Annotated in this window: 1 pseudogene; it reads right to left on the bottom strand. The window is 57.6% G+C overall.

Annotated features, from left to right (window positions below):
• A pseudogene (locus AACY08_RS28190) lies at positions 1-580 on the bottom strand (type IV secretion protein Rhs); the annotation flags it as partial.

Raw genomic sequence — 580 nt, 5'->3', positions numbered from 1 at the left:
TGCTCATCTTCACGCGCAATTTGTCGGCCACGATCGTCATAGCGATAGCGCTTGATACCGCCATTCGGCCATTGTTCTTCAAGCAGTTGTCCGCGTTCATTCCAGACCAGCCGCTGACAACTGTGATTCGGAAACCAAACCCCAATTAGCTGCCCGTATTTGTTGTAGCTGTAGTCCGTGTAATGACCGTCTGGATCGGTCCTGCGCGTAACGTCGCCCTGGTCATTACGCTCATATTTCCAAACCGCCAGACCCCGCCTTACAACCCGTACGAACCCATTCTCATGCTCGTAGGAAGTCGGCTCGTCATCACCCGGAAACAGCGCCACCAAGCGTCCGGCTTCGTCGTACTGGTAGGCCGTGATCGCGCCGAGAGGATCCTGCTCAACCGTCAGCCGGCCTTTCTCATCGTAGGACTTGAAGTGCTCGGCACCATCCGGGTCCACGCGCTGTACCAGCCGCGCCCGCTGGTCATGCACGTAGACTTCCTGGCTGCCATCGGCGTTATGAACCGTGACCTGGCCGTTGTCATCCCACACATACCGCGTGTCCATCTGCGAAAAGCTCGCCCAATGCCGGA

The organism is Pseudomonas sp. EL_65y_Pfl1_R83 (assembly GCF_963970695.1).
GTDB lineage: Bacteria > Pseudomonadota > Gammaproteobacteria > Pseudomonadales > Pseudomonadaceae > Aquipseudomonas > Aquipseudomonas tritici.
The sequence above is the reverse complement of the archived record's forward strand: the minus strand, read 5'-3'. Positions and strand labels throughout refer to the sequence as shown.